This window comes from Flavivirga amylovorans, assembly GCF_030540875.1.
Lineage (GTDB): Bacteria > Bacteroidota > Bacteroidia > Flavobacteriales > Flavobacteriaceae > Flavivirga > Flavivirga amylovorans.
Genome location: NZ_JAUOEM010000010.1, coordinates 67428 through 89209, shown reverse-complemented (window position 1 = coordinate 89209; position 21782 = coordinate 67428). Strand labels below are relative to the sequence as shown.

Here is a 21782-nt window from a genome sequence, read left to right as displayed (position 1 = left end):
TTTCATAACTAGGCTTTCATTCAAATTATCATTCCTATTCTTGTACTGAACTTCTTTTAGAAAAAACGATGGTATCTTAAATAAAAAATGCCGCTAAAAAGCGACATTTAATAAAGCAGATAAAATATTATTCCTTAATTAAAATAAATTTTAGAAGCTCCTAAAGCTACAGCCTTAGTATCTATTTTATTTTTAGTTGATAAGTCATAAACATTCAGTTCACTTAAATCTGTAAAACTGGCATCCAATAAATATATTCTGTTATCTTTCACTGCCAACCCATATAAATATCCTTGCGACTCAACAATCGATGTAGAAGATAATGCTGTTGCATCTTCATCAATGGCGTACACCTTTCCTCCTATTTCATAATATAATGTTCCACTATCTAATACCATTAAGCTTGGATGTTCACCGTCTGCAAAAGTTAGAGAAGATATCTCTTCATTTGTAGACATATTTATATTTACAATAGATGCTATTGTTTCGTTTCCTGTCCAAGACTCATTTCCTCCACATAAAACGACTAACTCCCCTTTAGCATTTACAAAAATTTCATCCGGTTTATCTCCAACTGTTATTTTCTCTACACTATTATCCGATAAATTAATTACAGATATAATATTATTAGTACCAAATGCTCCTTTATGAGAGACATACAATTTACCATTATTTTCTATAATTCTTTCTGGTCCATTCTCTACAGCAATTGTTCCATCTACAGCATAGGTATTTAAATCTACAATAGCTATAAAATCGTCTGTTTCATCAGATGTTGATCCCCAATTGGTTACATACCCTTTATCTCCAACAGTCTCTATATACCTAGGAGTATTTAAACCTGTAGTTATTATCGCTTGCTCTTCAAAAGTATATCTATCCACAACAGTAACTGAATTTGCATTATCTACAACAATAAAAGCTCTATCATTATCAAAAGAAATAGATTGTAAAAAAGTACCTAACTCATCATTATTTACCTTTTTATAAATAAGGTTTTCGGTTGTGGTTAAATCATTTGAAACAAAAGATACAGAACCAGTTCCTGCTCCACTACCTTCACCGCTAATTAAAATACCATTTTCATAATCACCCTTAGGTAATTGAGGTGAATCATCATCGCTACAAGACGCTAAGAATAATGCACTTAAAATAAAGATTTTGGATAGTAATTTATTGATTTTCATTGTTTAGAATTTATAGTTTATATTAAAGTTAAAATTTCTGTTAGGCATAGGTCTTCTAGGTTGTACTTCATAATATTTATTGAATATATTATTGACCTTAAGACCAATTGTTAGTTGTTTTTTCTTCAAGCTTAAAAGACTATAGTCCAATCCAGTATTGGCTACAAAGTAGTGTGGTATCACAAAGTCGTTAGAATTACTTTCTGTAGTGTACACTTTACCATTTATTAACTGCTGGTAGAAAAAACTAAATCGTTTATAAGCGTATCCTAGATTGCCGTTAAGCAAATGCTTAGGCACAAAAATCAGTTGATTATCTGTAGCCTTATCAGTCGCCACAGTATAACTATAATTTATGTTAAGCTTTACAGTATGTGCATGAAATGTTTTATTAAATGACAAAGTCATTTCCAAACCTTTATTATTGACTTTCGATAGATTTATTGGCACCCAAATTCCTGGTCTGTCAGGATCTCCTCCTGGTGTCCAAACTATTCTATCTTTGGCATTTATGTAAAATATTCCTATATCGATTAAAAATTGATTGTTTTTATATCCAATTCCTAACTCGCCCTGCAAAGCAGTTTCAGGTATTAAATCCAAATTCCCTTGTCCTGGCCAAAACAAATCATTGTAAGTTGGTACACGAAAGTTTTTAGATCCATTGGCTCTAAAAAATAAATTCCTAACTGGTTTTACTTTCACTCCCAAAGCATACGTAAATGGTACATCATAATCAGAATTAAAATCTTTTCTAAGCTTAGCATCAAAAGATACAGCACTATTGATATTCTGATTATAAATAATAGATTGAGAAAATTGTCTACGGTTTCTTTCTGAGATTTGGTCTGTTTTCCCAAAAGCAGATTCATACTCCGAATGGGACGTTATACTTGCTTTTAACTTTGGAAAACGATAAGAAGCATCATAATTTACAAGATAACGCTTAGATTTTCCAAAATTAAATGTGCTTGAAGTTCTATCTTCAAAATATCGATATTCTTGGGTTAAAAAAGCAAGTTTAGCTTCATGACTTAATCTTGATTTTTCATGTGTATAAATCAATAAATTTCTATGATTAAAATCTTGATACTTATCATTTGCTGTTAGCGGATTTGGTAACTCTCCAGAAAAGAACCTCTCACCTAAATAATTAGCACTATAAAATTTTAATTTAGAAAAATTTGTTAGTAAATACGCAGCACTTACATTGAATCCAAAGTTTTCGTAAGCACCATTTGTATTTTTAAAATCTGTATTTAAAAATTTATAATCGTTTTCAGATTGATTATAAGAAACACCAGCATTAATAGCTAGTTTAGAATTTGAGAATTTAAATTTATATATACCTCTATAAGTTTCAAAACTACCAAGAGAAGCAATAAATTGGTTTTTAATTTGCTTGGTGTCTGTAAATTGTAAGTAATCATTTAAGTGTATCGTACCCCCAACTGCTCCAGATCCGTATTCCAAACTTCCTCCTCCACTTCTTATATCTATGGCATCAAACAAACTTACGGTTAATGAGTTAAATCCAGTTTGTCCATTGTTAATAGAATTAATGTTAATACCATTCCAAATCACAGCAGTGTTAGATGAACTGGTGCCTCTAAAACTAGCAGAACTAGTTCCTCCCGAACCATATTCTCTTAAATATAAAGGAGAGTTAAAACGTAATAGCGATGTAAAAGACTCTGTATTTCTAACGATCACAGAGTCACTTAGGCTTGTAACTTTATAGCCTACCGAATATTTTTTCAGTTTTTTATCAGCCTGTATAACAACTTCCTCTAAACGATTTAGTAAACTATCGTTTTGAGCCATGCCTTTAAAACAAACTATGCAAAATACAGATACAATTAGAATTTCCCTCATAATTAACTTTTATCCCGAAAGCTTAATTTATTTTGTTTTGAAAATGGCAGGTCTCCTGACTTGTTTTTATGTTATTTCACCTTCCCAGCATAAAGCCAGTGGTATTGAAGTTAATAACATCCTCCATTGAGGTGCTGAAATAAATTCAGCATAAACTTACAGTTGCGGGAACAGTCCAGGAATTAATGAATAATCATTGCACCTGATTCCCTTTTAATCCATTCAATTAAAACTGAATAGAACCAAAATTCGCTGCAAATATACTAATCCATTTTAGAATTAAGAGTACACTTTTCACTTTATTCATATAAAATATTTAATCTTTGCAAACATTAAATAATTTCTTTGAATATGATTTTTTATATAACAGGAGGCGAACGCTCAGGTAAAAGTAGTTATGCACAAAACTTAGCGCTATCTCTTTCAAAAACACCTAAATATATTGCTACATCACGAGTTTGGGATGATGATCATAGAAAACGAATTGACAGACATATTGCAGATAGAGATGAAAGGTGGGTGTCTGTTGAAGAAGAAAAAATCCTTTCTAAAATGATAGCTCCGAAAGATGTTGTGGTCATAGATTGTGTCACACTATGGCTCACAAATTTCTTTGTAGACACAAAAAATAATATCGAAAAAAGCTTAGAATTAGCTAAGATTGAATTTGACAAATTACTTTCTTTAGATGCTACAATCATTATTATTTCGAATGAAATAGGTATGGGTGTACACGCACAAACCGAAATAGGTAGAAAATTCACAGAACTTCAAGGTTGGATGAACCAACATATTGCTAAACATGCCAATAAAGCAACAATGATGGTGTCAGGAATTCCTTTAACTTTAAAATAATGACGCATATAATATCACCAATAAACAACCCTGAATTAAAACTTGAGCTTCAAAAAAAAATTGATCTTAAAACAAAGCCTCTAGGAGCTTTAGGCCTTTTAGAGGATTTAGCTTTAAAAATTGGGTGTATTCAAAATACATTAAGTCCAAAAATATCAAACCCATCTATTGTTGTTTTTGCTGGCGATCATGGTATTGCCACCAAAGGAGAAGTAAATCCTTTTCCACAAGAAGTAACCTCTCAAATGGTTTATAACTTTGTTAATGGAGGCGCAGCAATAAATATTTTTAGTAATACTAATAACCTCAACTTAAAAATAGTTGATGCTGGAGTAAATTATACATTTCCAGAGACTCTTGGTATTATTAATGCTAAAATCGATTTTGGTACTAAAAATTATCAAGAAGAGCCTGCTATGACATTAGAACAATGTGAAAAGGCTTTTAATCGAAGTGGTAATATTATTACTAAACTTAAAAGTGAAGGCACAAACACCATTGGTTTTGGGGAAATGGGTATTAGTAATACATCATCCGCTGCTCTATTAATGGCCTATTTTACTGAAACACCTATTTCTGAATGTGTGGGTGCTGGTACAGGGCTGAATAATGAAGGTATTAGTAAAAAGCAACAAATCCTGTCTGAAGTTTATAAAAAGTACAGTCCAAAAAACGCAGAAGAAGCCTTGTCTACTTTTGGCGGTTTTGAAATAGCCATGCTTTGTGGTGCTATTTTGAAAGCTACTGAGTTAAAAATGATTGTAATCATTGATGGATTTATAGTAACTGCTGCCCTATTGGCTGCACAAGCTTTAAACGAAAATGTTTTGGACTATTGTGTGTTTGCTCATAATTCAAATGAAAAAGGGCACGTAAAAATGTTAGAATTTTTAAATGCTAAACCTTTATTATCTTTAGGATTAAGATTAGGTGAAGGCACAGGTGCCGCATTAGCTGTACCATTATTAAAAGCATCAGTGAACTTTTTAAATGATATGGCTAGTTTTGATGCTGCTGGTGTAAGCGGAGAAATTAAAGATTAATTGACATGAAAAAAGAACTTCAAATTTTCTTAACAGCTATCATGTTTTTTACAAGAATACCTTGCCCGAAATGGGTTGATCACAACCCTGAATATCTTTCAAAAAGTGCTAAATACTTTTCGCTAGTTGGTATTGTTGTTGGAAGCATAGGCGCTTTAGTGTTTTATGGCTTTTCGTTTATTCTTTCAACTGAAATAGCTCTTTTGCTAAGCATGGCAACAACTATATACACAACAGGAGCATTTCATGAAGACGGTTTTGCAGATGTTTGTGACGGGCTTGGAGGTGGATGGACTAAAGAAAAAATTCTTCTTATTATGAAGGATTCTCGCTTAGGGACTTATGGAGTCACTGGATTAATTTTAATTCTTGCTATCAAATTTTCAGCATTAAGAGAAGTTCCAGATTATTTTATTCCAATAACTATCATTGCTGGACATAGTTTAAGCAGGTTTATAGCAACAACATTGATTTACACCCATCCCTATGTTAGAGATACTGACGATAGTAAAGCAAAACCGGCTGCTAAAAGTATTACTATAAATATGCTCCTTGTTAGTGCTATTTTTGGAATAACGCCATTATTCTTTTTTAACAAACCCTTAATTTTCATAGCTATTATTCCTTGTTATATAGCAAAAATATATCTAGGTCGTAAATTTAAGAAATGGCTAGGTGGACAAACAGGAGATTGCGCAGGAGCGGTTCAACAATTATGTGAAGTTGTATTTTATTTAAGTGTTATTTCTCTATGGAAATTTATATAATAAGACATACAACCCCTAACATTGAAAAAGGGATTTGCTATGGACAAAGCGATTTAGACTTGGCGGACTCTTTTCCTGAAGAACTTAAAACGATCAAACAACAAATTCCTGATAGCAAAGCTTATCATATAAAAAGTAGTCCATTAAAACGATGTGCCTTATTAGCAAATCATCTAGGATCCCACGTTCTCTTTGATGATCGTTTAAAAGAACTTGATTTTGGTGATTGGGAAATGAAAGCATGGAATGATATTTCTGAAGAAGCATTAAATCCTTGGATGAAAGACTTTGTAAATACCAAGGTTCCTAATGGCGAATCTTATGTCGATTTAGCATCTAGAGTCAATAATTTCTTTGAAGACATTATACAATCACATGATGAGAAAGACCTGGTAATAGTAAGCCATGCTGGTCCAATAAGAGCATTTCTTTCGTCTGTTTTAGATATTCCTCTAGAAAAATCATTTCATATTAAAATTCAATACGGTGATGTTTTTCATCTTGAAAAAGAAAGTAACTCATTAAAGCTTATTTCTGAAATTGATCTGCCGTAATTCAATTTAGATAAAATTTTTATTTACAAATCATCCTTTTGTCATTCCTGCGAAGGCAGGAATCCACTTTTAAATAAAAAACATCAATGTTTCTTTTATTTTTCATTCAATCAAATAAGTCCAGTCTTTAGATAAATCTTTCCAATTTGGGTTGTCTTTTTCTATTAAGTCTATTTTCCATTGACGTTTCCACTTTTTCATATTCTTTTCTCGCTTAATAGCATCTTCAACATATTGATAAGTTTCAAAATATAATAATTTGAATAAGCCATATTTCTTAGTAAAACCTTTAACTAATTTGTTTTTATGCTCAAACATACGACGTTCCAAATCGTTAGTCACTCCAATGTATAAAGTTCCACAAGTTTTATTTGTTAAAATGTAAAGGTAGTATTGATGAATTGTTTTATACATTAAGTTTCTTATTGGGCCTGTGGATTCCTGCCTTCGCAGGAATGACAAATTTCAATGCTTTTAGTTTCAGAAAATAAAAATTAAGTGTAGAAAATAAGTCATAATTTATTTTAAAGTATCAAAAATAGGTTTAATTGCGATTAGCTTATAATTTTACAAAAAAAATAAAGACCTTTAGACCTTAATTACTATTCCATGCGTTTTTTAATTCTTTTTATAACATGTTTTGTATTTCTTATATCCTGTAAAGAAAAAAAACAACAAACAGAAATTTCTATAAATAAATTAGAAGGAACCAAAAAAAATATTAGTTACGCAAAAGGTTTTTCTATTACTAATTATAAAAATTACAAAAAAGTAATTGTTAATTCTGCATGGCCTAATAGCAATGAAAACTTTACTTATCTATTAGTAAATAAAGGTACTACACCTCCAAATCATGAAATAGGCACTAAAATAATAGAAATACCCATTAACACGCTTGTAGCTGTTTCAACAACCAATATACCAACTTTAGAATACTTAGGAGTAGATACTAGTTTAATTGGTTTTCCTAATACAAAATACATTTGCTCTGAAAAAGTTAGAGAACGGGTAGATAGCGGAGACATTAAGGAATTAGGTAACGATTTAGAAATCAACATCGAATTACTTTTAGAATTAAACCCAGACATGGTCCTTGGTTTTTCGGTTAATGGCGTTAACAAAAAATTAGATCAAATAGAACAATTAGGTGTTCCTGTTGTCCTTGATGGTGCCTGGACAGAACAACATCCTTTAGGTAGAGCTGAATGGATAAAATTCGTAGCAGCATTCTATAACAAAGAAAAAGAGGCTGATTCCATTTTTAAAAATATAGAAAGTGATTATTTAAAAGCAAAAGAAATCGTTAAAACTATAACTAGAAAACCAACAGTTATGTCTGGTTCTACTTTTAAAGATATATGGAGTATTCCTGGTGGTAAAAGTTTTATTGCAAAATATTTAGAAGATGCCAATACCGATTATCTTTGGAAAGAAAATGATAACAATGGAAGTTTACAATTGAACTTTGAAAATGTATTAGAGAAAGCTCAAAATGCAGAATTTTGGATAGGTGCTGGTAACTTTGATGCAAAAGAAGATATGTTAGACGGACATAAAGGCTATGCTTTTTTTAATGCATATAAAAATAACCAAGTATACACTTACACAAAAAGAAAAGGCGCAAAAGATGGTTTACTCTATTATGAATTAGGAACTTTACGACCTGATTTAATTTTAAAGGACCTTATAAAAATAGCTCACCCCAAATTATTAAATGATTATGAACTTTTCTTTTTTAAACGTTTAGAATAGTTGCCAGATACAAAAACATATAAACTACCTTTTATAGTATTAACCCTAGTACTTCTTCTATGTTTTTGTGCAAACATTAGCTTAGGCTCTGTTTTTATTCCTTTTCAAGATGTGTTTAATGGTTTAATTGGAAATCCCACAGAAAATGAATCCTGGCAGCATATAATTCACGAATACAGATTACCAAAAGCTTTTACTGCTATGATTGTAGGGTCTGGTTTAGGTGTTTCTGGATTGCTCATGCAAACACTATTTAGAAACCCACTCGCTGGTCCTTTTGTTCTAGGAATTACATCTGGTTCTAGTTTAGGGGTTGCTTTAGTTATTATGGGAGCATCTCTTTTTGGTGGTGCATTTGCTGGAATATTTGTTTCTAAATGGAGTATTGTAATTGCTGCCAGTTTAGGTAGTTTTATTGTACTGCTATTTGTTCTCATAATATCCAATAAGATTAGAGATACCATGGCGATATTAATTATTGGCTTAATGTTCGCGAGTATTACCTCTGCAACGGTTAATGTACTCTCCTATTTCAGTTCTGCTGAAGAGTTGAAACAATATATATTCTGGGGACTTGGTAGTATTGGGAATCTTAGATGGGATGAGTTATTTATTTTCTTTATAATTTATGCCTTAGGTATTATAATAAGTTTAACCTCTATAAAAGCTTTAAACACGCTATTATTAGGAGAAAATTATGCAAAAAGCTTAGGACTAAATCTAAAAAAAAGCCGTTTATTAATAATTATTGCAACCAGCCTATTAGCAGGAACCATTACTGCTTTTGCTGGACCTATTGTATTTATTGGCTTAGCCATTCCACACATGACACGACAAGTTTTTAATACGTCAAATCATAAAATATTATTACCAGCAGTTTTTTTATTTGGTGCCATAGTTATGCTTATTTGTGACAGTATTGCTCAACTACCATCAAGCGATCTCACTTTACCAATTAACGCCATAACGTCTTTAATTGGAGCTCCTGTAATTATTTGGTTGTTGGTTAGAAAACGAAAAATGGTGTTTTGACATAGACAAAAGATGAAAGACAAAAGACTAATACTACAATTATTTAAAATTTGAAGTTTTCCTATTGGAATTTATGACAAAAAACAAGTCACATATCGTTTTAAAGACTCAAGATTTAACTATTGGTTATAGTTTTAAAAAAGAAAAATCAATTATTGCTTCCAATATAAACATTGAATTACACAAAGGAGAGCTTGTTGGTCTTATTGGAGCAAATGGCATTGGTAAATCTACATTGCTACGAACACTTACTAATGTTCAGCAGAAACTAAGTGGTGGTATCACCATTAATAATACGACTTTAGAAAACTATTCAAATATTAATTTAGCGAAAGTACTAAGTTTAGTCCTTACAGAATCTTTGGGCTCTAAAAACCTCACCGTTTTTGAATTAGTGGCCTTAGGTCGTCAACCCTATACCAATTGGGTTGGGAATTTAAATGAAGCTGATTATCAAATCATAAATCAATGCTTACTTCAAACAAATATTGAAGATTTAAAACATAAAAAATGTTACGAACTTAGTGATGGACAACTCCAAAAAGTTATGATTGCCCGTGCTTTAGCACAAGATACTGACTTGATTATACTAGATGAACCCACCACGCATCTAGATATGTACCACAAAGCCTATATTTTAAAATTACTTCAAAAACTAGCTAAAGACACCAACAAAACCATTCTATTTTCTTCTCATGAAATAGATTTAGCGATTCAATTATGTGATACTTTAATTGTAATGACTAAGGATTCTGTTATTACAGATCAACCGTGTAACCTTATAGAAAAAGGTATTTTTAATGATTTATTCCCGAAAGATTTAATAATTTTTGATAATAAAACGGGTAGTTTTAGAGTGAAAAAATAACATTCAAAAAATAAAGTCTAAATTCCAAAATATTTAGTACCCTTCTTCTATCTTCCAGTCAAAAAAATTATCTTTGGATATATATTTTCAAATAAATGAACGACCATCTTATCCTTATAATTTCTATACTCATTTCCGCAGCGATTGGCGGTTATTTAGGTATTTTATTCACTAGATTAAAAAGTAAAAGTGAAAAAAGCACCTTAGAAGAACGCCAAAATCAGATGAATTTGGCTATTGATGAGCTAAAGCAAAACCTAGCTAAAGTTGAAAATGAACGTGAAGAGATAAGAAGAGAAAAAGAATTTTTAAATGCTGAATTAACCAGAAAAAATACAGAATACGAAAACCTTCAACAATTAAATTTAAAACGTGATAAGGAACTAGAAGAACGCCAGGAGCAATTACGCAAAGATTTCGAATTATTAGCTACTAAAATATTAGATGAAAAGTCTGAAAAATTCACACTTCAGAATAAAGAGAACATCAAAAATATTTTAAGTCCATTACAAGAAAAAATTCAAGGCTTTGAGAAAAAAGTAGAAGCATCGCAAAAAGAAAGTATTAGCATGCATTCTGCTTTAAAGGAACAATTGTTGGGTTTAAAAGATCTTAATCAACAAATGACCAAAGAAGCAACCAACTTAACTAGAGCCTTAAAAGGAGATAGTAAAATGCAAGGAAATTGGGGAGAGTTAGTTTTAGAACGGGTTCTTGAAAAATCTGGGTTAGAAAAAGACAGAGAATATTTTGTACAACAAAGCTTCACTTTAGATGATGGCTCCAGAGTCTTACCCGATGTTGTTTTACATCTTCCTGACAGCAAAAAAATGATCATCGATTCTAAAGTCTCATTAACAGATTACGAACGTTTGGTAAATGCCGAAGATGATGATAAAATACCATTCTTAAAAGCACATGTTAACTCTATTAGAAAACATGTCGATCAGCTTTCAGAAAAAAATTATCAAGACTTATATGATATAGAATCACCAGATTTTGTACTCATGTTTATCCCTATAGAACCCGCATTTGCTATTGTAGTAAACGAAGACAACTCAATATATAACAAAGCTTTCGAGAAAAATATTGTTATTGTAACACCTTCTACACTACTAGCCACACTTCGTACGATTGACACCATGTGGAATAACGAAAAGCAACAACGAAATGCTATAGAAATAGCTAGACAAGCAGGTGCTTTATATGATAAATTTGAAGGTTTAGTAAAAGATTTAACAGGTGTTGGTAAAAAAATTGATGCTGCTAAAACGGATTACTCTGCTGCTATGAACAAGTTAGTTGAAGGTAAAGGTAATCTAGTTACAAGTGTCGAAAAACTTAAAAAAATGGGAGCCAAAGCTAAAAAGGCCTTGCCTGAAGCTATTATAAAACGAGCTGAAGAAGAACATTAGTAATACATCACACAAAATCTGGCATGTTAAAATATCACATAAAAATGTGATATTATTATTTATCACACAATAATGCGATATATTAAATTATCACATAAAAGTGCGATATATTTGTTTATCACACAATAATGTGATATATTTGTTTATCGCATAAAAACGTGATATATGATATCAAACACCATAACAAGTGTTATAACAGGCGACATTATTAAGTCTAGAACCCAGGTAACTCCAGAAACATGGATAAAAGTACTAAAGGATTCACTATCTTTTTTAAGTACAGATAAGACATCCTGGGAAATATACCGTGGTGATAGTTTTCAAATAGAAATTAAAGATGTTCATTCCTGCTTTATAGCCGCACTATATATAAAAGCCTGTATAAAATCTATTCATGGCTTAGATGTTCGGTTGGCCATTGGTATTGGTAATAAAACCTATGAAGGCGAAAGTGTGACTGAATCTAATGGAGAAGCCTTTATATATTCAGGAGAAACCCTGGAAACCTTGAAAAAAGAAAAACAGAATTTACGAATAAAAACCAATAGCCCCGAAATTGACGAAGCGTTAAATTTATATTTTAAGTTAGCATTAATATCTATGGATAGCTGGACCGTAAATCTGGCAGAAATTGTTAAGCTAAGTATAGAAAAACCAGATGCATTACAAAGCGAACTGGGGCAACTTATAGGCATCAATCAAAATGCAGTAAGTACCAGACAAAAAAGAGCGCATCTAGACGAAATTATGGAGCTAGACTTTATGTACAGACAAAAAATAAATACTTTAACATGATACTACTTAAACTTTTATTAGCTCATTTAATTGGTGATTTTTTTCTACAACCCCAAAAATGGGTTCTGGAAAAAGAAAAGAAAAAATTAAAATCACCAAAACTGTATATACATATATTAATCCATATTATACTATTAATAGTATTACTTTGGGATATATCGTTATGGCCATTTGTACTAGTCATAAGCATTTCTCATTTAATTATTGATGGTTTAAAACTTACCCTCCAAAATGAAAAAACGAAACGATTGTTCTTTTTCATAAACCAACTACTGCATATTTTAGTCATTATTGGATGTTACTTTTACTATTCGGATAACACATTTAATCTGCAACCTTATATAACCGAAAACAACCTTTTATTGTTAATTTGTTTATTATTTTTAACAATTCCTGTCTCTATAATTATGAAAACCATTTTTTTAAAGTGGAATATTTCAGAACTTACTAAAAATAATGATTCCCTTAAGGATGCTGGTAAATATATTGGTATTTTAGAACGTATTTTAGTGTTTATATTTATAATTGCGGGGCATTGGGAAGCTGTAGGGTTTTTAATTACAGCAAAGTCAGTTTTCAGGTTTGGAGACTTAAAAGACAGACAGCTTACAGAATATATTTTAATAGGCACTTTAATTAGTTTTGGAATAGCAATAACTACAGGTATTATATACTCTGTACTAACTTAAACACATGTTTAAAAACATAAAAGAATCTCAAATTACCATATCGGAATTAATGTTACCGTCGCACTCAAATTTTAGTGGAAAAATTCATGGTGGCTATATACTAAATCTCATGGATCAAATAGCATTTGCCTGCGCATCAAAGCATTCCAGAAACTATTGTGTTACAGCATCTGTAAACAAAGTCGATTTTTTAAATCCTATTGATGTTGGCGAGTTAGTAACACTAAAAGCATCCGTTAATTATACAGGCAGAACTTCAATGGTTATTGGTGTACGCGTAGAATCTGAAAATATTCAAACAGGCAATAAAAAGCATTGTAACTCTTCTTATTTCACCATGGTAGCCAAAGATGAAACTGGAAAAAATGTACCAGTACCGGGCATTATATTAGATTCTGAACAAAGTATTCGTCGTTTTTCAAGAAGTATTGCCAGACAAGCACAAGCAAAGAAAAGATCTAATAGTTTTAAAGCTTCAGAATTTAAAATAGATGATTACATCGCACTTTTAAAAGACCATAACGCCAAAGTTGAGCTTTAACCTAGGCATACAAGATTCGATATGAAGGTTAAAAATAAACCCTAAAAACAGCATTAGGTGTTAGTCCCAAAGACTTTTGTACAGTCTCCATAATACTTTCATCTTTTACACGGTAAAAATTATTAATTTCATTTTCTTTATCTAAAACATTCCAAACCGATACTCCTAAATGAGCCCGTGTTTTATCGCTAAATTTAAAATTATAAATCGCAGAAATATCTAGACGTAAGTAATCATCTAAATTTGAAGCATTAGTCGCTTCATAATTCACTTGTTCATTAACAATTTGGTTCTCAAAAATTGGTTGTGTAGTCGGTTTTCCAGAATGCCAATTTAAACCTGCGGAAAGTTTTAAGTTATTTAATGCATAAGTCATTCCCAAAGTTGCTGTATGCGAAATATTATAGTTACTGGGAAAATAATTCGTTTCTAAGTCTTTAAAAAGGTAACGGTTATCCATATAAGAATAACTTAACCAAGTACTAAATTTTTCAATATACTTTCTAAATAATATATCTAATCCTTTTACATCATAACGACCATTACTTTTAAAAAATTCGTATTGATTTTGAAACCCTTGGCTTTGAGTTGTTATACCATTAACAATTTTATAAAAACCATCGACACCAATTAACCATCCATTGTGACTATAGTTTAGCCCCATGGAAATTTGTTTGCTCCTAATAATAGGAATCTCTTCGTCATTCGATAATTGCCATCTTCGTTTCTCAATTCCTAAAAAATCATTTTGAAAATTAATGACCTGAGATGTGCTTTGATGTTTAAATTCTCCAAGAATTTCCAACATAAAATATTTAAAGAAATGATGATTAAAACTTAATCGAGGTTCCCAAATAGATTTATTAAATTTACTAATGTAGTTATATCTAAGCCCTACATTTAAGTTCGTTTTATTGTTTAACGTTTTATAACCTACTTGAGAAAAAACACCATGTGTTCTAACGACTTCAGATACTAAAAATCTAAACAATGGATTATCTACATCATCTAAATTGGTCACTTCTGTTTCGACAAAATGATACCCATTTAAAAGCTGCAATCTCTTATTAAGATTAAAACCCATTTTTAATTTCGTACTGGTTTCCGACACTATATTTTCTTGTAAAAAACGCTGTGAATCTAGTATATTAGCATTAATAGCTCTAAGCTTATAATCGGTTTCATAAACTTCTAAATCTGTTTTTAATTTATCATTCCATACTCTACTGTAATGCAATGCACCTGCAATACTATTCTGAGTTAATTTACTATCACGAGACTCTTCTTCTTGATCTACAATAGCATTTTCATTAAACTGAAGTTGATTATGTACATTAATAAAATTAACTCTCAATTTATCTTTATCACTTATATTATAAATCCACCTAAGTGACGTATCATAAAAATCAAAAGTTTTATCAGTATTTGTTATAGTTGTTGCATTTGATGCTACTTCTGTATTTTGTGAAATTCTATCAAAAAAGGCGGTGTATGTTGGTGTTTCAAAAAAATCACTAATAGATTTTCTTGCCGCCACTTGTAGTGAAGAAGACTCATTAATCGGAATGTCTGCAAAGCCATTAACATCTGTTAAATTCGCTCCAATAACACCCTTAAATTCTCTATTTACTTCATGATTTGTTTGCATTTCAATAGTTCCAGATACGCCATCTGTATAACTAACATCACTTCCACTTTTTCTTAAAGACACTTTTTGAGTAATATGTGGGTTATACATAGAAATTAAACCAAAAAAATGACCAGATTGGTACATTTTTATATCATCCCAGAGAATCAAATTCTGATCGTGAGTTCCACCTCTTATATTAATATTCGATACTGTTTCATTAACACTTTGAATACCTGGAAATGCTTGAACAGATTGCAAAACATCATGGTCAATTAGTCCTGGAAGAATTTTTAAGTTAGAGAAATCTATCTGAAAAGAGCCATTATCTATTTTATTGATACCACTTGTAATATAGTTTGATATGATAACTTGAGACAATAGTTGAAAATCTGATAGCATATATATATCCGAGCAACCAGATATTTTAAATTGATTGTATGGTTTTGTAATCGTTTTATAACCTAAATGCCGTATTGTAATTAACTGCAATGGGTTTTTAATTTTAATTTTAAAAAAACCATTTTTATCACTGGTAGTAGAACGGTCAATGGTTTGTACTGTTGCAAAAGGCAATACTCCCAAACTGTCTTTTCCTTTAAGGTATCCACATAATGTAATATCTGTTCTTGGTTTAATAAGAATAAAGTTATCATTCATTAAAGTAAACGATAAACCTGTATTGTTTTCTAGATAAATTATAACATCTGAAAGGGATAAATTTTTATTTGGAGGTTTTAACGAAATACCATCAATAACATCTTCCGCATAGTTAAATTGAACATTGTATGCTTCTTGTACAGTGGTAATTATTTGAGATAAAGTTTTTGAATCTGTATTATCTTGAGCATAAAGACAGTTAGTAATAAAAAACAAGAGGCTAAAAAAAATAGCGATTCCTTTAATTCTCTTTTCCATGAATTATTACCAGGTTTGAAGAACGTAATTCAAAAGTCAAATTCATTGGCTGCGTGATAGAAATTAATGCGTTCTCCAGCTTGTCATGTGTAAACCCTCCTGTAAATAATCGATCAGCATCAATCCCCTTATAGATAACTTCAATATTATATTGTCGTTCTAACTCTGCTAAGATTTCTTTAAATAGAACAGCTTCAAAATTACTTATATTATGAGTCCATTTTGGAGATGAGACTTTAGTTTTTGTTTCGGAAAACTTTCCATATAAAATCTGAAAAACATCTCCGGCGTGCAATTGTCTAGTAATCGTGTCTGACGTTACTTTAACAATACCCTCAAAACATTTAACTTCAAAATAGTGTTTTCGCTGTTTCACATTAAATTGTGTACCCACGACTGTTACTGTCCCGGCATCTGTTTTAACATCAAAAACACTCCCTTTTGCAACTTTAAAGAATGCTTCCCCCTCAAGTTCAAGAGCTCTTTTTTCATTCCAATTTTCAGCATTAAACCGCACCTTAGTTAACGCATTTAATTCAACTTTTGAATGATCAGGAAGCTCTATAGTTGTTTTTTCACTAGCCACAGTTTCAATGTACGTAAGTTTATTGAAAAAAAACGAAAAATAAATCCCTAAACCTATTACAATAACACTAGCTACTTTTAATAATGGATATAACCATTGTAATTTTTTAACAGGCGTTTTATATGAATTATAGCGTTTTTTAAAATCCTGAAAGGTATCTACTTCAGAAAAAGCAGAAACCTTAAAATACTGTGCAGCATCAATAATATATTGATTAAACTGGGCATCATCTAACTGACTAAAGGCTTCTTTTTCAGCATCAGTTAAGTCATCTTTTAACCATTTTTCAAGTAAATAATCTTTCTCCATTATATATATAACAACTTCAGTTTATAAACTCCTTACTTTATTTTAAATCCTTTCAATTCTTTTTTCAGAATATTGAAAGCACTATAGATTCTATATTCAACTACCTTTTGAGTCACCCCCAGCATTTCTGCAATTTCACTATGTTTTTTCCCTTCTGTTTTATTTAATAGAAAGGCAACCCGTTGTTCTTCATTTAAACTAGTTAACACCTTATTATAATGCTCTAAAAACTGTTCTTTTTCTAAAATGAATTCAGGAGTTTCATAAGTATAATGCTTAGTCTGTATCTGTTTATGTTTTAAAATAACCTTTTGATGTTTAATATCATTTAGCATCATATTGTTAGCTACTGTATAAAGAAAAGACTTAGCTTTACTTAATGTTACTTTTTTACAATTGTTCCATAGCTTCACAAAAGCATCTTGAACTTTATCATTAGGATTTAATTGCTCCCCATATTTATAATACAAATAAGCATGCAAATCTTTAGAGTATTTATTATAAATACGTTCAAAGACTGCTTCTTTACAAATTGAATCGTTAAGGTCTTTTTCCAAAATATTGTTTTGTGTTTCCAAAGTTATATAAAAATTTATTTAAAAATTTGAGGAGTTTATAAACTGAAGTTGTTATAGATATAACTTAAAGTCAGAAACAAAATTGATGAACAAAATATTTGATAGCCTTTTTATATTCTCTATCGCAGTTATAATGTTATTCTCTTCTTGCAGAACCGAAGAAAGAGAACTAATAGAGGCACCTGAAGATGAAGTCTTGGTTGCAAATTCAAACATTGCAGATTTGATGTTAAAAACAGTGAGCAATGATGGATCCAATGATAATATAATTGATAAATCTAATTGCTTTAATATTAATCTTCCTTTAACTGTAACTGCAAACAGTCAAGAGATTAATATTAATTCTAAAGAAGATTATAAAATTATTGAATACATTTTTGATGAAGAAGATGATGACATTGATGCTTTAGATATTACATACCCTATAACAATAAGTCTTGAAGATCACTCTAAAGTAACTATAAATAACGCTACCGAACTGTCAAGCTATTCAAACGATTGTAAGGGTGAAAATGAACAAGATGATGATATTGAATGTTTAGATTTTAAATACCCTATAACAGCATCTGTATTTAACACAAATAATGAACTTATAGATACTATAGCTGCAAATTCCGATAACAGCTTATTTGAGCTTGTTAATAATTTAAGTACAAGCGATTATGTAACAATCAATTTCCCTATTACTGTTATTCTTTTTGATGAAACCGAATTAAGTATTAATAATTTAGTAGAATTGGAGACTACTATTGAGACATACAATAATGACTGTGATGAAGATGATGACTACGATTATAATGATGATGATTGTGATGATTGCGACCCTAACCAACTAACCAATGTTTTAACTACCTGTGCAGACTGGACTGTAGATAAATTAGAACGTGACAGTAATGACCTTGACAATGAATATGCTGGTTATAAGTTTAATTTCTTTACCGATGGTAGTTTATCTGTATCCTGGGCCAGTACAACCGTATTTGGTACTTGGACAGCAAGTGGTATAGCAAATGGTATTACAGTAACAATAAATGTCCCAAGCCTACCATATTGTAATAACGACTGGATATTACATGAAATATCTAAATATTCTGAGACCAAAATAGATTTAAGAGTTGGTGGAGATGATAGGTTACGATATGACAACGGTTGTAATTAAGTAAAAGAAATATAAAAAAGCTAGTGGAAATACTTTTTATGAAAAAGAAAAATTTCATTTATCAAATGCTCTTTATCTAAACCATTTGATTACTAGTCAAACTGCTTCAACCTTAGGGTTGGAGCAGTCTTTAAACCTATTTATTATATGAAAAAGCGGATAATTTTAATCCTTCTTGTAATTGTATGTGCTGTTGCCTATTTGTACATATATAAAGATCACAGAAATATCGAAACTGAAATTCCTGTTTTTGTTGTCACAGCAAATTCAATTGGTTCAGAATTTTCAAATGCATCTTTAAAATCAGAAAAAAAATACCTCAATAAGACAATAATCGTTTCAGGAGTTGTTTCTGAAATCAATCAAAATAATTTGACGATAAATGACAAAATCTTTTGCCAGTTTAATAACGTTATAAGTTTCCCCATAAAGATAGGGTCTGAAATAAAAATCAAAGGACGCGTAATTGGTTATGACGATTTGTTAGAGCAAATCAAATTAGACCAATGTATAATTGAATAAATTTAAAACAACTGTTATGAAAAGAAATTTTACCTATAAAACCTTTTTAACATTAAGCATGATCTTTTACTTAATACCACTAGCAAGTGCTCAAATACGATTTATAAGTGTCAATCCATCAAACGAAACGATAACAATTAAAAATTTTGGAGCTAGCGCTGTTGACATTTCTGATTATAAATTATGCATCTTTCCTAGCTATTTTAAATTAAATACACTAACAATTTCAAGTGGTTCATTAAATTTAGTAGCCGGAGGAGAAGTTACAGTAACTAGTTCAACAAACCTAGTAGACGCAGGTGGCGAGTTAGGTTTATATATTGATACAACTGATTTCGGTAGTTCAGCTAATATTCGAGATTACATTCAATGGATAAGTACTGGAGGGACTCGTGAGTCAGTAGCTGTTGGAGCTGGTATTTGGATTACAGGAACAGCCATCCCTAACACAGTAGCTGTTCCATATCTATATAATGGAAATGGATCTACAGAAAATGGACAATCTTTTTGGGGATCGACATTAAGTGTAAGCGACTTAGCAGTAAATAACTTTTCTATGTCTCCCAACCCATCCTCTTCTACTTTGTCTTTAAAATTCCCACAAGTTATTGATGATGGAACTCTCAATATTTATAATATCTTGGGTGAAACAATTATTAACAAAAAACTCCCTCTTAACAATTCTCTTGAAATTGATGTTTCTAATTTCAACCAAGGCATCTATTTAGTAAAAATAAATAATCAAGTAAAACGCTTTATAAAACGTTAAAAATAAACCTAAAACAAAAAATTTATATATGAACAAGATACTACTAATCCTTATCTGTTTTCCTTTTCTTATATTTTCACAAGAGGACTTACTAGAAGAAATAGACACAAACCTAACAGGTTCGCAATATGTTACTGCTGCTTTTAAAGGTTTAAAAATTGTGAATTTTGAATCTACAAAATTAGTCGCAGAAAAGGAGCTATCTTTTATAGTATCTCACCGTTTTGGTAGTTTAAAAAATGGTATTGACACCTTTTTTGGATTGGATGAAGCTGTAACACGATTAAATTTTGTTTACGGTATTACTGATGCAATTAATATAGGGGTATCCAGAAGTTCCTTTTTAAAAATTTACCAAGCGTCTGTAAAATATAGACTTCTTAGGCAAGAAGAGAATGGTTTCCCATTTACAATTGTTGGTTATAATGCCTTTTTAGTCAATACTGCATTAGAAGAAGAGGATCTACCATCTATCGAATTTAGTGATCGTCTTGGATATACTGCTCAATTATTAATATCGAGAAAAATTAATAAAAACTTTTCGGTAGAGTTAGCCCCAACCTTTTTTCATGAGAACTACGTACCTATAGACGAACAAGACAATAGTCAGTTTGCTTTAGGTCTTGGAGGGAGATATAAGCTTAGTAAACGATGGTCTATAAATGCAGATTATGGTTTACACTTAAACAGAGCCGACAATTCGCCTTTTAAAAATCCGTTATCTATAGGTATAGACATAGAAACTGGAGGTCACGTATTTCAAATGCACTTCTCTAACGCTCAAGCCATGAACACTAATGGCTTTCTAGGACAAGCAAATGGAGATTGGAGTGATGGGGACGTCTATTTTGGATTTAATTTAAGTCGAAGATTTTAAAAATAATTATATAAATAAATTAAAAAAAAAGCTATGAATTTTAAAAAAATGATTTACACCTTAGTAATTTCTGGATTGATTTTTAATTGCTCTAGTAATAGTAATGATGACCTTGCTCCTAATCCAGATCCCGATCCAGACCCAAATGCAAAAATCACTTATGATGCAAATGTAAAAAATATTATTAGTAGTAATTGTTTACAGTGTCATGGCAATCCAACAGCAAGTAGTGCGCCTTTTTCTCTAACAACATTCACTGATGTTAAAAATAGAGTCGATGCTATATTAAGTAGAATTAATAACACTTCCAGTCCTATGCCCCCAAGTGGCCAAATGCCTTCTACTAATAGGAGTATGATTCAACAATGGAAAGATGATGGGCTTTTGGAAAATTAGTTTCTTTATGGCTTAAAACGATAATTATTAATAAAACGTCATAATATTAACATCTGTCTATAGGCAGGTGTTATTGATAAAAACAATAATTTAGTACATGAAAAAACTAGTCTATTTTTTTGCCTTAATAAGCTTAAATTGTTTTGCTCAGAACAAATATTTGACAAAAACTGGGCAGGTAAATTTTGAAGCTTCAGTGCCTGCTTTTGAAGAAGTAAAAGCTAACAACAATACAGTTACTGCCATTTTAAATTCTGAAAATGGAGAATTTGCTACACTAGTGTTGGTTAAAGGTTTTCGATTTAAAAATGCGCTCATGGAAGAGCATTTTAATGAAAACTATGCTGAATCTGACACATATCCTAAAGCAATTTTTAAAGGTAAAATCGTTGATTTTTCTTTTAACAAATTATCAGGAACTTCAGAGGATTTAAAAATTAGTGGAGCATTAACGTTTCATGGAAAAACGAAGCAATTAAATAACATTCCTTTGAAAATTTCAAAAAACGACCACGGTAACATTATCATGTCTGGAACGTTTACCACGAACCCAGCAGACTATGATATAAAAATCCCGAAAGTTGTCAGGAATAAAATTGCCGAAAGTATAGAGGTTATGTTTAACTTCCAATTAAAGAAGAAATAAAAAAATGCCGCTAAAAGCGGTA

The 21782-nt window shown here is 30.9% G+C and carries 23 protein-coding genes and 1 riboswitch; of the genes, 17 read left to right on the top strand and 6 right to left on the bottom strand.

Annotation, left to right across the window (positions count from 1 at the left end; translation table 11 throughout):
• Nucleotides 1-134: 134 nt before the first annotated feature.
• Nucleotides 135-1187, bottom strand: coding sequence for a YncE family protein (locus Q4Q39_RS20005; protein WP_303284364.1), 1053 nt, complete (start codon nucleotides 1185-1187; stop codon nucleotides 135-137).
• A gap of 3 nt (nucleotides 1188-1190) precedes the next feature.
• Entirely contained in the window at nucleotides 1191-3062 is a 1872-nt protein-coding gene (locus Q4Q39_RS20000) for a TonB-dependent receptor plug domain-containing protein (RefSeq protein WP_303284362.1), read from the bottom strand.
• Between the two features lie 28 nt (nucleotides 3063-3090).
• Nucleotides 3091-3324, bottom strand: a riboswitch (cobalamin riboswitch).
• An 89-nt stretch (nucleotides 3325-3413) separates the two neighbouring features.
• Here Q4Q39_RS20000 and Q4Q39_RS19995 point away from each other — a divergent pair.
• Genes Q4Q39_RS19995 through cobC form a run of 4 tightly spaced genes read left to right on the top strand, consistent with a single transcriptional unit; the run spans nucleotide 3414 to nucleotide 6281 of the window.
• Nucleotides 3414-3917, top strand: a complete 504-nt coding sequence (locus Q4Q39_RS19995) for a bifunctional adenosylcobinamide kinase/adenosylcobinamide-phosphate guanylyltransferase (RefSeq protein WP_303284361.1) — start codon at nucleotides 3414-3416, stop codon at nucleotides 3915-3917.
• Complete coding sequence (cobT, locus tag Q4Q39_RS19990; RefSeq protein WP_303284360.1) at nucleotides 3917-4960, top strand: nicotinate-nucleotide--dimethylbenzimidazole phosphoribosyltransferase; 1044 nt, start codon at nucleotides 3917-3919, stop codon at nucleotides 4958-4960. The genes Q4Q39_RS19995 and cobT overlap by 1 nt, the downstream gene beginning before the upstream one ends.
• A 5-nt stretch (nucleotides 4961-4965) precedes the next feature.
• Nucleotides 4966-5727 carry an adenosylcobinamide-GDP ribazoletransferase gene (locus Q4Q39_RS19985; RefSeq protein ID WP_303284359.1) on the top strand — a complete coding sequence of 254 codons (762 nt, stop codon included), beginning with the start codon at nucleotides 4966-4968 and terminating at the stop codon, nucleotides 5725-5727.
• Nucleotides 5712-6281, top strand: coding sequence for an alpha-ribazole phosphatase (gene cobC, locus Q4Q39_RS19980; protein ID WP_303284358.1), 570 nt, complete (start codon nucleotides 5712-5714; stop codon nucleotides 6279-6281). Before Q4Q39_RS19985 ends, cobC begins: the two co-directional genes overlap by 16 nt.
• Nucleotides 6282-6383: 102 nt before the next feature.
• Here the strand turns inward: cobC and Q4Q39_RS19975 are convergent, their stop codons facing one another.
• Entirely contained in the window at nucleotides 6384-6695 is a 312-nt protein-coding gene (locus tag Q4Q39_RS19975) for a GIY-YIG nuclease family protein (RefSeq protein ID WP_303284357.1), read from the bottom strand.
• 195 nt (nucleotides 6696-6890) lie between these two features.
• Between Q4Q39_RS19975 and Q4Q39_RS19970 the strand changes: the two genes are divergently transcribed.
• The 7 genes from Q4Q39_RS19970 (at nucleotide 6891) to Q4Q39_RS19940 (ending at nucleotide 13373) form a co-directional block, all read left to right on the top strand.
• Nucleotides 6891-8033, top strand: a complete 1143-nt coding sequence (locus tag Q4Q39_RS19970; protein ID WP_303284355.1) for an ABC transporter substrate-binding protein — start codon at nucleotides 6891-6893, stop codon at nucleotides 8031-8033.
• On the top strand, nucleotides 8034-9065 hold the full coding sequence (locus tag Q4Q39_RS19965) for a FecCD family ABC transporter permease (RefSeq protein ID WP_303284354.1): 1032 nt from the start codon (nucleotides 8034-8036) through the stop codon (nucleotides 9063-9065).
• Nucleotides 9066-9138: 73 nt separating this feature from the next.
• Nucleotides 9139-9933, top strand: a complete 795-nt coding sequence (locus Q4Q39_RS19960; protein WP_303284353.1) for an ABC transporter ATP-binding protein — start codon at nucleotides 9139-9141, stop codon at nucleotides 9931-9933.
• Nucleotides 9934-10028: 95 nt separating this feature from the next.
• Nucleotides 10029-11348: a DNA recombination protein RmuC gene (locus Q4Q39_RS19955; protein WP_303284352.1), complete on the top strand. Its 1320-nt coding sequence runs from the start codon at nucleotides 10029-10031 to the stop codon at nucleotides 11346-11348.
• A gap of 165 nt (nucleotides 11349-11513) precedes the next feature.
• Complete coding sequence (locus Q4Q39_RS19950; protein ID WP_303284351.1) at nucleotides 11514-12143, top strand: transcriptional regulator; 630 nt, start codon at nucleotides 11514-11516, stop codon at nucleotides 12141-12143.
• Nucleotides 12140-12832 (top strand): DUF3307 domain-containing protein, encoded by a 693-nt coding sequence (locus Q4Q39_RS19945; protein ID WP_303284350.1) that lies wholly within the window; start codon nucleotides 12140-12142, stop codon nucleotides 12830-12832. The genes Q4Q39_RS19950 and Q4Q39_RS19945 overlap by 4 nt, the downstream gene beginning before the upstream one ends.
• A gap of 4 nt (nucleotides 12833-12836) precedes the next feature.
• Nucleotides 12837-13373 carry an acyl-CoA thioesterase gene (locus tag Q4Q39_RS19940; RefSeq protein WP_303284349.1) on the top strand — a complete coding sequence of 179 codons (537 nt, stop codon included), beginning with the start codon at nucleotides 12837-12839 and terminating at the stop codon, nucleotides 13371-13373.
• A 28-nt stretch (nucleotides 13374-13401) separates the two neighbouring features.
• Here the strand turns inward: Q4Q39_RS19940 and Q4Q39_RS19935 are convergent, their stop codons facing one another.
• The 3 genes from Q4Q39_RS19935 to Q4Q39_RS19925 are packed head-to-tail and all read right to left on the bottom strand — an operon-like array spanning nucleotide 13402 to nucleotide 17370.
• Nucleotides 13402-15918 (bottom strand): TonB-dependent receptor plug domain-containing protein, encoded by a 2517-nt coding sequence (locus Q4Q39_RS19935; protein ID WP_303284348.1) that lies wholly within the window; start codon nucleotides 15916-15918, stop codon nucleotides 13402-13404.
• A complete protein-coding gene (locus Q4Q39_RS19930; protein WP_303284347.1) occupies nucleotides 15902-16813 on the bottom strand; it encodes a FecR family protein in 912 nt (303 codons plus the stop codon). Before Q4Q39_RS19930 ends, Q4Q39_RS19935 begins: the two co-directional genes overlap by 17 nt.
• A 32-nt stretch (nucleotides 16814-16845) precedes the next feature.
• Entirely contained in the window at nucleotides 16846-17370 is a 525-nt protein-coding gene (locus Q4Q39_RS19925; RefSeq protein WP_303284346.1) for an RNA polymerase sigma factor, read from the bottom strand.
• Nucleotides 17371-17476: 106 nt separating this feature from the next.
• Here Q4Q39_RS19925 and Q4Q39_RS19920 point away from each other — a divergent pair, with 106 nt between their 5' ends.
• The 6 genes from Q4Q39_RS19920 to Q4Q39_RS19895 all read left to right on the top strand — a co-directional run bounded on the left by Q4Q39_RS19920 (nucleotide 17477) and on the right by Q4Q39_RS19895 (nucleotide 21760).
• Entirely contained in the window at nucleotides 17477-18550 is a 1074-nt protein-coding gene (locus Q4Q39_RS19920) for a hypothetical protein (RefSeq protein WP_303284345.1), read from the top strand.
• A 147-nt stretch (nucleotides 18551-18697) separates the two neighbouring features.
• Complete coding sequence (locus tag Q4Q39_RS19915) at nucleotides 18698-19072, top strand: OB-fold protein (protein WP_303284344.1); 375 nt, start codon at nucleotides 18698-18700, stop codon at nucleotides 19070-19072.
• A gap of 16 nt (nucleotides 19073-19088) precedes the next feature.
• The gene (locus tag Q4Q39_RS19910; protein WP_303284343.1) at nucleotides 19089-19841 is read left to right on the top strand and encodes a T9SS type A sorting domain-containing protein; all 753 of its coding nucleotides are present in this window, start codon (nucleotides 19089-19091) and stop codon (nucleotides 19839-19841) included.
• Between the two features lie 28 nt (nucleotides 19842-19869).
• Nucleotides 19870-20718, top strand: a complete 849-nt coding sequence (locus tag Q4Q39_RS19905; protein WP_303284342.1) for a DUF5777 family beta-barrel protein — start codon at nucleotides 19870-19872, stop codon at nucleotides 20716-20718.
• A gap of 33 nt (nucleotides 20719-20751) precedes the next feature.
• On the top strand, nucleotides 20752-21114 hold the full coding sequence (locus Q4Q39_RS19900; RefSeq protein WP_303284341.1) for a hypothetical protein: 363 nt from the start codon (nucleotides 20752-20754) through the stop codon (nucleotides 21112-21114).
• A 97-nt stretch (nucleotides 21115-21211) separates the two neighbouring features.
• Nucleotides 21212-21760, top strand: coding sequence for a YceI family protein (locus Q4Q39_RS19895; protein ID WP_303284340.1), 549 nt, complete (start codon nucleotides 21212-21214; stop codon nucleotides 21758-21760).
• The last annotated feature ends 22 nt before the right edge of the window (nucleotides 21761-21782 follow it).